General features: G+C 51.1%; 11 protein-coding genes. 10 read left to right on the forward strand and 1 reads right to left on the reverse strand.

The genetic code is table 11. The features are described 5' to 3' along the window. Nucleotides 1–40 precede the first annotated feature (40 nt). The gene (locus tag H5P27_RS05115; protein ID WP_185659296.1) at nt 41–997 is read left to right on the forward strand and encodes a glycoside hydrolase family 43 protein; all 957 of its coding nucleotides are present in this window, start codon (nt 41–43) and stop codon (nt 995–997) included. A gap of 102 nt (nt 998–1,099) precedes the next feature. Here the strand turns inward: H5P27_RS05115 and H5P27_RS05120 are convergent, their stop codons facing one another. Further along, nucleotides 1,100–2,104 carry a glycoside hydrolase family 130 protein gene (locus H5P27_RS05120; RefSeq protein ID WP_185659297.1) on the reverse strand — a complete coding sequence of 335 codons (1,005 nt, stop codon included), beginning with the start codon at nt 2,102–2,104 and terminating at the stop codon, nt 1,100–1,102. 389 nt (nt 2,105–2,493) lie between these two features. Here H5P27_RS05120 and H5P27_RS05125 point away from each other — a divergent pair, with 389 nt between their 5' ends. From H5P27_RS05125 to H5P27_RS05165, 9 genes are all read left to right on the forward strand, one after another. Beyond that, nucleotides 2,494–4,602, forward strand: a complete 2,109-nt coding sequence (locus H5P27_RS05125; RefSeq protein WP_185659298.1) for a PAS domain-containing hybrid sensor histidine kinase/response regulator — start codon at nt 2,494–2,496, stop codon at nt 4,600–4,602. A gap of 259 nt (nt 4,603–4,861) precedes the next feature. Further along, complete coding sequence (locus tag H5P27_RS05130; RefSeq protein ID WP_185659299.1) at nt 4,862–5,923, forward strand: 3-deoxy-7-phosphoheptulonate synthase; 1,062 nt, start codon at nt 4,862–4,864, stop codon at nt 5,921–5,923. A gap of 170 nt (nt 5,924–6,093) precedes the next feature. Further along, nucleotides 6,094–7,641, forward strand: coding sequence for an Ig-like domain-containing protein (locus tag H5P27_RS05135; protein WP_185659300.1), 1,548 nt, complete (start codon nt 6,094–6,096; stop codon nt 7,639–7,641). Between the two features lie 204 nt (nt 7,642–7,845). Then, nucleotides 7,846–8,619, forward strand: coding sequence for a DUF3450 family protein (locus H5P27_RS05140; protein ID WP_185659301.1), 774 nt, complete (start codon nt 7,846–7,848; stop codon nt 8,617–8,619). A gap of 13 nt (nt 8,620–8,632) precedes the next feature. Continuing rightward, a complete protein-coding gene (locus H5P27_RS05145; RefSeq protein ID WP_185659302.1) occupies nt 8,633–10,015 on the forward strand; it encodes a MotA/TolQ/ExbB proton channel family protein in 1,383 nt (460 codons plus the stop codon). A gap of 20 nt (nt 10,016–10,035) precedes the next feature. Beyond that, entirely contained in the window at nt 10,036–10,644 is a 609-nt protein-coding gene (locus tag H5P27_RS19915) for a MotA/TolQ/ExbB proton channel family protein (RefSeq protein WP_185659303.1), read from the forward strand. A gap of 4 nt (nt 10,645–10,648) precedes the next feature. Beyond that, a complete protein-coding gene (locus tag H5P27_RS05155) occupies nt 10,649–11,053 on the forward strand; it encodes an ExbD/TolR family protein (protein ID WP_185659304.1) in 405 nt (134 codons plus the stop codon). 2 nt (nt 11,054–11,055) lie between these two features. Beyond that, the gene (locus tag H5P27_RS05160; protein WP_185659305.1) at nt 11,056–11,736 is read left to right on the forward strand and encodes an energy transducer TonB; all 681 of its coding nucleotides are present in this window, start codon (nt 11,056–11,058) and stop codon (nt 11,734–11,736) included. Between the two features lie 15 nt (nt 11,737–11,751). Next, entirely contained in the window at nt 11,752–13,122 is a 1,371-nt protein-coding gene (locus H5P27_RS05165; RefSeq protein ID WP_185659306.1) for a tetratricopeptide repeat protein, read from the forward strand. Nucleotides 13,123–13,125 lie beyond the last annotated feature (3 nt).

Genomic DNA, 13,125 nt, shown 5'->3' on the forward strand with positions numbered 1-13,125 from the left:
CACCTTCACTGTCCTCACGCCCTTTTAGAACCCGATACGTATGCTCAACAAACCTCTTATTTCACATCTCTACACTGCCGATCCCTCGGCCCACGTTTTCGAAGGCAAGCTTTACATCTATCCCTCCCATGACAGGGAGACAGATCAGCCAACCAACGACAACGGCGACCAGTACGACATGGTGGATTATCACGTGTTTTCCATGGACGATTTGGAGGGAGAGGTGACCGATCATGGGGTAGCGCTCAGCGTCGAAGACGTGGCCTGGGCAGATAAGCAACTTTGGGCGCCTGATGCGGCCTACAAAGACGGAAAATACTACCTCTATTTTCCGGCCCGCGACAAAGGCGGGATTTTTCGGATAGGTGTGGCCGTGTCGGATCGTCCAGAAGGACCATTCTCACCAGAGCCGGAGCCGATGAAGGGGAGCTTCAGTATCGACCCTGCTACCTTTGTGGACGACGATAATCAGGCCTACATGTATTTTGGGGGCATTTGGGGCGGTCAGTTGCAAAATTGGCAGGGTGATGAGTATAATCCGGCTGGCTCTGAACCGGAGGGTGATGTTCCTGCTATCCTTCCTGTGGTGGGAAAATTGACGGACGACATGAAGGAATTCGCCGAGAAGCCTCGAGAAATCGAAATCGTCGACGAGAATGGCGAGCTGCTGAAGGCCAGCGACCACGACCGTCGATTCTTTGAGGCGTCATGGATGCACAAATACAACGGCCGTTACTACTTTTCTTATTCCACGGGAGATACTCACTACATCTGCTACGCAACCAGTGACAATCCTTACGGACCGTTTGTCTACGGAGGCCGGATTTTAGAACCAGTATTGGGTTGGACAACACACCACTCGATCGTGGAATTTCAGGATCGTTGGTTCCTATTCCATCATGACTGCGAAATTTCCGATGGCGTTAACCATCTGCGAAATGTGAAGATCAAAGAGATCTTCTATGACAGCGAAGGTAACATCCTTCCTGTGGTTTGATCGGAAGTTTTCAGATCCTGCGATCGCAGCGGTTTGAAACAAAATAAAAGGCGGAAAGGGATCCCTCCCTTTCCGCCTTTTATTTTCAAACTGATAAGCGAACTAAACTTCCGAGTCGTTTTTAATGTACTCGATCAGCTCGTCGACCTGGGTGAACGCGACAGCGCAATAGGTGTCGGCGGCTCCGTAGTAGATGGCGATCTTTCCACTCGGCGCGTCGTAAAGGGTGGCGCAAGGGAAGGCTACGTTTGGAACGAAACCGGTGGTTTCATAAGGCTTTTCTGGAGTCAGAATATAGCCGCGAGTGCGGTACAGGACCTTAGTTGGATTTTCTAGGTCCAGAATGGCTGCTCCGATGCTGTAGACGAAACCGCTACAGGTGGTTGAAACGCCGTGGTAAAGCATTAGCCAGCCTTCCTTCGTTTCGATAGGGATGGGGCCGGCTCCTATTTTGACGCCTTGCCACCATCCGGAACCCCCAGCGCTCATCACGTGGCGGTGCTTGCCCCAATAAACCATATCGGGAGAATGGCTGAGGAAAATGTCGCCAAATGGAGTATGGGCACTGTCGCTAGGACGACTCAAAAGGACGTACTCTCCACCGATTTTGCGTGGAAATAGTACTCCGTTTCGATTGAAGGGCATCAACGGATTTTCAGATTTTACGAAGGTCTTGAAATCCTTCGTGTAGCCGAGACCGATCGAGGCACCCTTCAGATCGTCGCACCAAGTGATGTAGTAAGTGTCTTCGATTTTAACGACACGAGGATCGTAGGCGTAGGAGTTTGGGTTTGGGTTTCCTTTCTCATCCACCCAGTCGATCAGCTCGTCCTCAAGCTCCCAATTCAGGGCGTCCTGACTTTTGCCGAAGTGCAAGCCTGCACGTCCTGACTTGTCGTCGATACGGAAAACTCCAACGAATCCGTCGCCGAAGGGAACTACGGCACTGTTGTAAGCTCGGGCTCCGCTTGGGATTGGGTTCCAGTCGATGATCGGATTCTGGCTGCAGCGCCAGACCGGATCGTTCGAACCGGCAGGACGGTCTTCCCAGGGGATATTGGGCAATGCGTCGCCAATTATTGTCGGGGATTTTGTGATTTCGCTCATAGGAATTGAGGGATATTGTTGAGGTTCGCCCAAGTTCTGTAGGACCCTCATAGCGAACCTTTTAGGCGAATTCCTTTCAATTCCAAAAGTGTCATCTTTTGTTCATTTTACTTGTTTATATAATTATAAAAACGTAAGTGAAATTAACTATGTTGTGCTTTTTCTGCTCCGACTTGAAAAAGAGATGATGCGGATCTCAAATTATCGTTTTTGGACTTCGATGAAGGATTACTGTCAATTTCTGATAGGAACGTCTTGCGATTGCAGGACCTGCGAATTTCTATTTCGGCGACCTCAGGATATCACGAGGGCTCTCTCCGCGATCGGGCTTAATTTATTTCAAATCTCGAAGCTCCTCTCGGGTAGTGATTCGCATTTCAGCAATTTTAATGACGCCGTCTAAAAAATACTTCCTCGAAGCCGCTCCTTACCTCGTCGGAGCTGTAGTAGTGATAGTCGGAAGTATGTATGTGCCCCAGTCCGTACTCATTGTTGCATTTTTGGCAATTGCTTCAGTTGCGTTGGCTAGATTTCTGATTTCAAGTGCTGCAACTCCTGTACGCAAGGTCGACAGCTTGCCAATATCCGAAGCTAACCCGTTTCAACCCGCCTTGTCAGCAGCGGGAGTGGGAGCTTGGTTGTGGGATTACGATACGGGTCAAATCGAAGCCACAGACGTGGTTGGGAAGATTTTGGGAATCGAGCACTGGGAATCCCGTTTCGATATCGATCAGTTCAAGGATTCGATCTTCCGAGACGACAGGGCCGCTTTCGATATGGCGGTCGAAGGTGTTCTGACTGGAAGCAGGAGGAGTCCACTGGATTGTCGTTTCGTGAGATCTGACCGCAGCATCGTTTGGGTCGAGGTCACCATGCAGGTAGTCGAGTCGGAAATGTCCGGAAGGGTGCGGGTTGCCGGAGCTATGACTGTGGTGACGGAGCGAAAGAATGTTGAGGCTCAACTTGATCGTGGCTCTTCCTATTTGGAAGCCATTCTAGAAAGCACCGACAATATCGTGTTCTCGATCGATAGGCAATACCGTCTGACCGTCTTTAACAGACGGTTTCTCGCAGACATGAGGGGTTCCTACGGAACTAGCCTGCACATCGGTGACAATTTAATCGAGAGCTCCGACCCGGAGCTGGTAGAGCTCTGGAAGCCGCGTTTCGATTCGGTATTCGAAGGGGAGTCCATGCGCGTGGAGGACAGTTTTACCGTGAGGGGGTTGAAGTATTTTTACGACGTATCCCTTAAGCCGATACGCGAGAACGGTTACGTGACGGGAGCAGCCATTTACAGTCGTAACATCACTCGCCAGAAACAGCGCGAAAAGGATCTGCAACACGCCAAGGAGAAAGCGGTGGAAAGCGATCGTTTGAAATCCGCCTTTCTCGCAAACATGTCTCATGAGATCAGGACGCCTCTCAATGCGATCATGGGATTCGCCCAGCTGCTGAAAAGCGAATCCGTTACTGAGGAGGAGAATGGTCGCTTCCTTGATATTATCCTGTCCAACGGGAACCATTTGCTGCGAATTCTCGGGGATATCATAGATTTGGCTCAGATTGAATCTGGCCAATTGAGCGTAGAGCCGGGGCCTTGCGACTTGAGTCTTTTGATGGGGGAAACCTATTCGATCTTTTTCGACCGTATCCGTTCGGTGGCGGACGGAGCTCTCGAACTTGTCATAGAAAATCAATTACAGGAGTCGGATTACGTTGTTTGCGACCAGACACGCCTGAAGCAGATTATCTACAACCTGGTTTCAAATTCCATCAAGTTCACTTTAGAAGGGTCAATTCGAGTTGGCTACCGAAAGCTGGACAACGGTCTGATCGAGTTTTTCGTAGTGGATACCGGGAGCGGAATTCCGGATGAAATGAAGGAGCGGGTGTTTAGCCGTTTTCTGCAAGGTTCGGACGAAGTGGCACGAGAGAACGATGGCGTAGGTTTGGGCCTATCTATCTGCGAAGGCTTGGTCCGCCTTTTGGGGGGCAGCATTTGGATCGAGGATAACCATCCGCAAGGCACGGTATTCAAGTTCACCATCAAGGACCGTTCCGACATTCTACCTTTGCCGGTTTGGGATCCTTCCAAAACGGATGGATCGGGTCCGTCATCTGTCGTTCCGCAAGGTAAGCGCTTAAAGATTTTAGTCGCTGAGGATGACGATACGAATTTCCTCGTGATTGAAGAGTTTCTACGACTGGAAAAATTTGACTCAATTCGTGCTGAGGATGGTCGCGAAGCACTGAAGATCATAGAGAATGACGATTCGATTGGTCTCGTGATTATGGATCTCAGCATGCCAATCATGGATGGCTTGGAGGCGACACGAAGGATTAAAAAGCTTCGCCCGGACCTTCCGGTGATCGCCCATACAGCGCACGCCATGAAAAGCGAGCTAGACAAAGCGATGGCGGCTGGGTGTTCAGATTGCTTGGTAAAACCGATCAGTATAGAAAACTTCAGATCGGTCATCGGCCGGCACGCCTAAGAAGCTGGCAGACCTTGTTCCAGTACTAGGCTTTATAAGGGTTGACCTGTAGGGGATTGAGTGTTCAGGTGGATCCAATGACATCGGTCAAGTTTTACGCATTTTGGTTTTATTACTTTTGGGATACTCCAGGAGCGTGACCGATATTGTCTGATTAAAACTAGATCATATACGAAAAGCCCTGGATTTCCCGAAAATCCAGGGCTTTTCGCGTTTCCAGAACCTTCTTCAAACCACTGACCCTCCCGAACCAATTCACATGAAAAGCGATTTACTAGAACAGACTGCTGTCTCGACAGCCGAAGTTGACGACCAGTGCATTTCGATACCAAGCCCTTTCCAGATGCGTCAAAATTTGCCGCTCGACGAAAATGGCCAGGCGACCGTTGCAAGAGCCAGAACGGAGATCGGAGACATCTTGCAGGGCAAGGATTCTGAGCGTCTGCTTATCTTGTGCGGTCCGTGCTCAATCGACAATGTCAACTCGGCCCTCGTGTACGCAGAGCGCTTCGCCAGGCTTGCGGAAGAGGTGCTGGATAAGGCTCTTCTCGTGATGCGTACCTACTTCGAAAAGCCTCGCAGCGTGGTGGGTTGGAAGGGGCTCCTCTACGATCCCATGACTGAAGGTGAGCGAAGCCCTGCAGCGGGAATCGCTCTGGCCCGTCGGCTACTTGCTCGCTTGACGGGTAGCGGGGTATCCTGTGCCACGGAATTCCTTAATCCTCTTCTGGCGCCCTACTTGGAGGATTGTATGTCCTACGGTTCGATTGGGGCCAGAACCGTGGAAAGCCAGATTCATCGCGAGTTGGCGAGTCGTTTGGAGATGCCGATCGGCCTGAAAAACGGCATGGATGGCGGTCTGAGTTCTGCTGTGAACGCGGTACGCTCCGCTCAAAGTTCGCACTCATTCTACTCCCAAGATTTGCACGGATGTCCTGCCTTGGTTTCGACTCAGGGAAATAATGGTGCCCATGTCATCCTCAGAGGAGGTTCGAACGGGCCTAATTTCGACTCAAAAAGCGTTTCGAATGCGGTCGATGCGGGGAGATTGCTAGGTTTATCTCGTGGCGTGGTGGTAGATTGCTCCCATGGCAATTCTGGAAAGGACCACCGAAAACAGGCCTCTGTGGCGATGGAGGTTCTGCGTCAGAAGGTCGCGGGACAGGACGGAATCGCGGGTATCATGCTCGAGAGCAATCTCGTGGCTGGACAGCAGTCTGCGAATGCGGGGCCGCGAGTATTCGGACAGTCGATCACCGACGCGTGTATCGGTTGGAAGGATACTGAATGTCTGGTTCGCGAGCTTGCAGCTTCTCTCTAGCCCTGAGCTTGGAGAAGGACGCTAAGTAGTTGGGGAGTAATTGAACTCAAGGGAGACTGTGGGAGTATCTTTCTTGAGGTAACGGAAAACCCCCCAGTGCTTTTTAGGCAAAGACTTCAACTTCGCCCCTTGGCATGCTTTTAGGCTCTAGCGAGCCGTAAGTAGGGGGCATGTCAGCCACTAATTTTGAAAAAATAGGAAAGCTCCGCAGATCGCTGCTCGTTTTCTCCGCGTTTGCGTTGGGGATGGCGGCGAGCTGGGTCCAGGCCGATGAGGTCGAACTCACCTGGACCGACAATTCCGACAACGAAGAAGGGTTCAATGTAGAGCGTAAATCGGGAGATGGTGAATATCTATTGCTCGCTACTGTCGACGCAGACACTGAAGCCTATTTAGACAGCTCCGCTGAGCCGGGAGTCGTATACAGTTATCGAGTTTCCGCCTACAATTCGTTTGGGTCCTCCGATTATTCGAATGTAGCTGCGCACTACATAAATGTAGCTCCTTCGATATCCTCGATCGAGCCAGTGGAGCTTGCCGCCAACGAATCGGCCTCTGGTTTAGAGTTCACCATCTCTGACTTCGAAGATTCGGCAGAAGATTTGATCCTCTCCGTAAGCAGCAGCGATGAATCTGTTATCGATGAAACGGGAATCACCCTTGGAGGTTCGGGTTCGAGCCGAACCATTTCCTTGGATCCTTTGAGTAACGGCGGTTTTGCTACCATCACTGTCTCCGTTTCGGACGGCGAGGATTCCGCTTCGATGCAGTTCCTTTTGTCTATTGGTTCCTACGACTACCCGAGCTTAGAACTCGGTATCGATACAATCGCCGGTCAAGCGAGAGCGGGTGAGAGCTTCACAGTGAGTTCGGTATTCTCTGACTCTAGCGATGTGGCGGCGGTTTCGTTTACCCTAGATGGCGTTTTGATCGAAGAAGTTTCTTCGTCCCCTTACGAGCTAACGTTCGGAATATCGGAAACGGGAAGCTACACTTTGGTAGCTACGGCTTCGTTCCTCGGAGCGGAAGGAACCGTAAGCGATCAACTTTCAATCAGCGTGAGCGAAGCGCCTTCCAGCAGTGATATCGTTTCGAACCTCAAGACGACTGCCATCGACGGAGAAGGCTCCACTGTCGAAGGAGGGTATGACTTGGCGACCGATACCTTCTATTTGGAAGATGAGTTGGGAGTAATCGCTGGGACCTCTGACTCGCCGAGCTATTATTATCTAAGAGTCGAGGGAGATGTGTCTGTCATAGCCAGGTTGGACGCTTTCGTATCGGCTTCTAACCAGAGTGTAGCTGGTTTGATGCTTCGCTCGGCTCTTTACGGCCCTGCGACCCAAGCTTCTCTTCTCTTGAACGATTCCGGATCCTTGGTAGCAAGAAGCCGCCAGTCCCGAGGAGCTTCGGTAGAAGGCGTATCGGTTAAGACTGATTTCGAATTGGGTTCTTGGCTCAAAATCGATCGCGATGGAGAGACCATCACATTTTACACGAAAAGCGGAGATGGGGATTGGGAGACGATCCACTCCATGGTCTTGGACCTTGGTTCTCCGGTATTCGTAGGATTTGCGGTTGCTGCGGGTTCTGCAGAAGGAACAGCGAGTGCGAGCTTCAGCCATGTAAGCCTAGACGGCACCATACTTGAGCTCGGAGAAGACGCAAGGGAGCCGGAAGTGCCAACTGGTTTGATCATTACGCCACTTTCCAACTAATACACTTTTAGCCAAATTAGCAGGGCCCGCGGAACGAGTTCCGTGGGCCTTTTCTTTGCGCCAAGTGGGTCTTTGGGGGGAGTTCTGGCGCACGAAAAGAAACATTAGCGCCCGCGTTCAGGCATTACTTCACCACGATCTGAACTATGAGTGATTTTCATAAAGACAGGCTGGGTTTGGCGCAAAACTGGCTGACGGCTGCCTGTGCAAAATTTAAGAACCCTACGAAATAAGACCCTTTCGCTGATTGGTCTTTTCTCGTTCACAGCTCTCTCTACCCAAGCTCAGGTTGATCTAGATAGCGCCAGAAGCGCTGTTTCCGAATGGGTCGCTGTCGAGAAACTAATCTCTGAAGAAAGAAGCGATTGGGATTCCGAGCGAGAGATCATCACCGATATGATCAGCCTCTTGAAGCAGGAAAAGGAAACACTGATCGAGCGCATAGAGTTGGCTGAATCTGCGACCACTGAAGCGGACAAGAAACGTGGAGCCTTCGTGGAGCAACGTGAGGAATTCATATCAGCGATGGACTTTCTCGGCGAAAACATCGGAAAGCTCGAGGAGAAGATCGTGGGATTGCACGGCAAATTTCCGCCTCCTCTGCAGGAGGAAGTCAGCGTTTCGTTTAATCGTATCCCAGAGGCTGGGGCAGAGTCTCGGTTGTCAGTTTCTCAGCGTCTGCAAACGATCGTCGTGCTTCTGAGCCAGGCGGACAAATTCAATGGTGGGGTACAGCTAGTCTCCAAAATCCAAGATTTGGAAAGCGGACCCGCTGAAGTGGACATTTTGTATTTCGGCCTAGCTGGAGCATACTTCCAAGACAAGACAGGCAAGTACGCCGGTGTGGGCTTTCCAGGTTCTGAAGGATGGGAGTGGAAGGAAACTCCTGAAAGCGCGAGCCAGATAGCGGACCTTTTCGCGGTGTATCAAGGTTCAGCTGAAGCTGAGTTCATCCGCCTGCCAGTCACCATCAAATAAGGCACCATTGACCATGAGATTTCCCTTACTTGCTACCGCTTCTCTTTTGCTAGCTCCGTTGCTTAGCTTATCCGCTCAAACAAGCTTGGAGTCCGCCGTTTCCTCTGTGGAATCTTCGCTTGAAGATTCGCTCGCCGAGCTCTCGACTTTGAGGTCGACGATCGCTGATGAAAAAGCGCCGCTTGCCAAAGACCTGAATTCCCTGAATGCGGAGGTCAGCGATCTCCGTAAAGAATTCGAAAAGGCTTCCCGTACCAGCGACGCGACTACAATGGATCTCTCCTCGTTGGAGTTGAACGTGCAACAACGGCAGGACGAGGTCGACTACGTTGTCAGTTTGATGACGGAGTACATTTCCAATATCGAGTCGCGAGCCGATCCTAGTGAACTGGATACTTACCAACCGAAGATCGACTCGACCTTGTTGGCGGTAGATGATCCAGAGCTTTCCCGTATCGATGTCATCACAGCCCAGCTCGAAGCGATTGAGATGGGGATGGAACGCATCGATTCGATCATTGGTGGTCAGGTTTTTTCCGGGACTGCCGTAACGGATAGCGGCGAGTTGGAAGAAGGGACTTTTGTCCTCTTCGGGCCGGTCTCTTATTTCTCGGCTAAGAATGGATCTGGCGGTTTGACGATGGCGGGTAAGTCGGGAGAACCTGCAGTTATTCCAGTCAAAGGCGGTAGCGACACCATCGCCACGGTAGCGTCCAGCTCTTCAGGCGAACTTCCCCTCGACCCGACCTTAGGAAAAGCAATCGCAATTGCCTCCACTGAAGAAAGCATCGCCGAGCACATTCTTAAGGGCGGCGTATGGGTTTTCCCAATACTTGGCTTCGCCCTCGTTTCCATGATCATCTCGATCTACAAGCTTTTCGAGCTCGTTACTGTGAAGGGCTTGCCTGGCGGAGCGATCACCAAGATCGTGAAGCTCTATCGTGGTGGAGATAAGGAGAAGGCGCTGCATGAAGCTCGTGCCCTTCCTGGACCAAGTGGCGAACTTCTGGCGGTCGGCGTTGAAAATGCGGACGAGCCGAAGGAGCTGCTCGAGGAAATCTTGCTAGAGCGCATGATCGCTACTCAGCCAAAGATCGAACGCCTGCTTTCTGTCATTGCGGTTACCGCGGCGACTGCTCCGCTTCTCGGTCTTTTGGGTACCGTAACTGGTATGATCAACACCTTTAAGTTGATAACTATCTTTGGAACGGGAGACGCGAAATCGTTATCCGGTGGTATTTCCGAAGCATTGATCACAACAGAGTTCGGTCTGGTGGTTGCGATCCCATCCTTGCTCTTCCACGCCTTCCTTGCTCGTCGGGCCAAGTCGATCATGGCCGGTCTCGAGAGATCGGCCATGTCCTTCGTGAATGGAGTCAAAGCCACTTCCAAGTAGAAGAGTAAATCCCCGAAGACGTGTTTGAGGAACTAACGCAAGAGGTTGTACGAATCTGGGTTGCCGGTGGCGCCTTGATGGTGCCGCTCGCCATACTGGGGCTCGTCATATACTTCGCCTTGTTTGAAATCATAGTCTACTTCGGTCTCAACGACTACTACAACAGTAACCCCGACGAATGGGAGCATTGGGTAGATCGGCCGACCGAAGCGAATGGCGCCTTGGGCGATATCATTCAATACGCGCAGCACGATGTGGATTCCATGGATGACGTACGGGATCGAATGGAGGAGATACGCTCTTCCCATCTTTCTCGTATAAACAGCCGAATCCGCTTTTCGGCCATTTTAGTCGGAACTGCGCCTCTGACCGGTTTGCTTGGTACCGTAACTGGAATGTTGAATACGTTTTCTGGTCTCTCGAACAGCTCTGCTGGCAATACCGTCGATCTCGTTGCTGGAGGAATTTCAGAGGCGCTGATTACGACTCAGACCGGCCTCGTTTTGGCTATCCCTGGCTATATTATGTTGAACCTTGTTAAGCGTCGTCGGGACCAGATGGATGCCTTTTGCACCCAGGTCGAGATTTTGACCCTCAAGAAAATAGAAAAAGGAAAAATAGGAGCTTAACTCGATGAGCATAAAACGCAGATTTTCCGATGTAGATGAGGGTGGGGATGAGATCAACATGTCTCCCCTCATCGATATGGTATTCATATTGTTGATTTTCTTCATAGTAACGACCGTCTTCGTTGAGGAGACCGGTGTTGAGGTGAACAAGCCTCAAGCGTCCTCGGCACAGGACTTGGAGAAGAATAGTATCCTAATTGCGATTACGGCTAATGGTAAGGTTGTGTATGGAGGCCGTGAAATAGGTCCGACTGGTGTTCGCTCTACGGTCAAAAGACTTTCCCAAAAGGATAAGATGCCTGTGATTATCCAAGCCGATAAGACTGTTACCACTGAGCTACTGATTCGCGTGATCGACGAAGCCAAGCTTGCCGGAGCGGTTTCGGTCAATGTTTCCACTGACAGCTAACTATGGCTCAGTCTCTCAAGGAAACGTCGAAGTTCGAAAACGGATACAAACCGACTCGGTTCCGTGTCGCTGTATTGCGAGCCGTGATCTATGCGGCTTGTAGCCTTTTTGCCATTTATACCTTACTTCCTCTTACCCAGTTTATCGCCGGGCAAAAGAAGGATGTCATAGAGTACCGAGAGTTCGATATCGCTCAACCGCCTCCGCCTGCGCCGCCGGAAATGGACGAGCCACCGGAGCCGGAACCTGAAGAGAACCCTCCCCCGGAATTACAGGAGCCTCCTCCTCCGCTCGATTTAGCCCAGTTGGAAATGGCGATGAATCCAGGCATCGGAGACGCGCAAGCGGCGGGCCTAGGATTTGGCGGAATGGATGCTCAGCCAGACGCCCTTGCTGATCTGCAGCTCTTCGACGTCAAAGACCTCGATGAGCGACCCAAGAATTTGAAGGCCGTGAAGATGATCGCTCCGATCGAGTTCCGTAAGGAACGACGCTCTGGACGTGTGACAGTGGAGGTTCAAATCGATGTTAACGGCCACGTGAAAGTATTGAAGGTGGTTGAGACCACTTCGCCAGCTATCGTTGAGGCTGCAATCGAAGCGGCAGAACAGTTTCTGTGGACCACTCCGATGAAAAATGGCGAACCCGTTAATGCCCGCTACCGCTATACTTTAGGATTTTAAGAAAGAGACCCGACTATGAAAAAGAACCCTATCAAGCTTTGTCTCGCAACATTTGCTCTCAGTTTCGCTTTTGGACAAGTCCATGCCGCTTCGGATGGTGTCTACCCTTTGACTGAAAATTCCTGGAGTAACCCGGATTTCAAAAAACGATTCCTTGGTACTTATGGAGTCAATACGGATATAAATCCTAAGGTTACCTCCGATGAAGCCGAGATCCTGCAGGGCGTAGCGGATCTGATGGAATCGAACCCCAGTCAAGCGATCACGACCTTGTCGGAAGCGATCACCCCAGAGACCTCTGCTGCGTTCGAATACACCATCGGCAGTCTCTACCTGCAGAGTGGCGAACGCGAGCAAGCGATGGACATGTATCGCAAAGCGATCGACAAATTTCCTAGCTTCTTCAGAGCCTACCAAAACCTCGGCTTTGCCTTGGTGCAAGACGGGCAGTTCGAAGAAGCGAAACCGATGCTCATCGAAGCTATCGAAGTCGGTGGCGGAAATGGAACACTATTCGGGTTGTTGGGATACTGCTTTTTGAATACAGGGGATAGCTCTTTGAGCCTTGATGCCTACCGCCAAGCTCTTCTGTTCCAGCCTGAGAGTAATGACTGGCTGCTCGGCAAGCTGAACTCTTTGCTCGATTTGGGAATGAACGATGAAGCGGTTGGAATGTTGTCCGACTTGATCGAGAAGAATCCCTCCGAAGCAAACTTTTGGATGATGCAAGCCAACGCCTATATGGGTTCGCAAAAATTCGATAAAGCTCTGGCTAATCTGGAGCTCGTTTCCCGTATGGGAAAAGCCTCGCCAGCCAGCTTGGCCTTGCTTGGCGACATTTTGCTTAACGAAGGGCTGGCTGACTTAGCCGTGGAGCGTTACTCGGACGCTGTATCCAAGGGTGGCCTACCTGTAGCTAAAATGATTTCTTCTGCCGAGGGTCTCGCCCAACGTGGGTCGATTAGCCAGTCGCTGGAATTGGTTTCCAAGATCGAGAGCGATTACGCAGGCGAACTCTCTCCAAAGAACGAACTATCTCTCTTGAACTTGAAGGCCAGTGGCGCACTCGCCCAAGGTGACAATTCCAAAGCCTCCGAAATCTTGGAAGAGATCGTCGGCAAGGATCCTTTGAACGGTAAAGCTCTTATCACTCTTGGAGATCTCTACAGAGGCGAGGGAGATACGGAAAAGGCTATGATTCAGTATGAGCGTGCCTCTAAGGTTAAGGAATTCGAGCCTCAAGCCCTCATCTCCTTGGCCCGTCTAGAAGTCTACATCAAGGACTATAAATCAGCCATCATGCATCTCAGAAGGGCGAACGCTCTCGATCCGAAGGATTATCTGGAAGACTACATTTCTCGCCTCGAAGCTGTAAGCAAATCATAACTC

It is taken from the genome of Pelagicoccus albus, from assembly GCF_014230145.1.
Classification (GTDB): Bacteria; Verrucomicrobiota; Verrucomicrobiia; order Opitutales; family Opitutaceae; genus Pelagicoccus; species Pelagicoccus albus.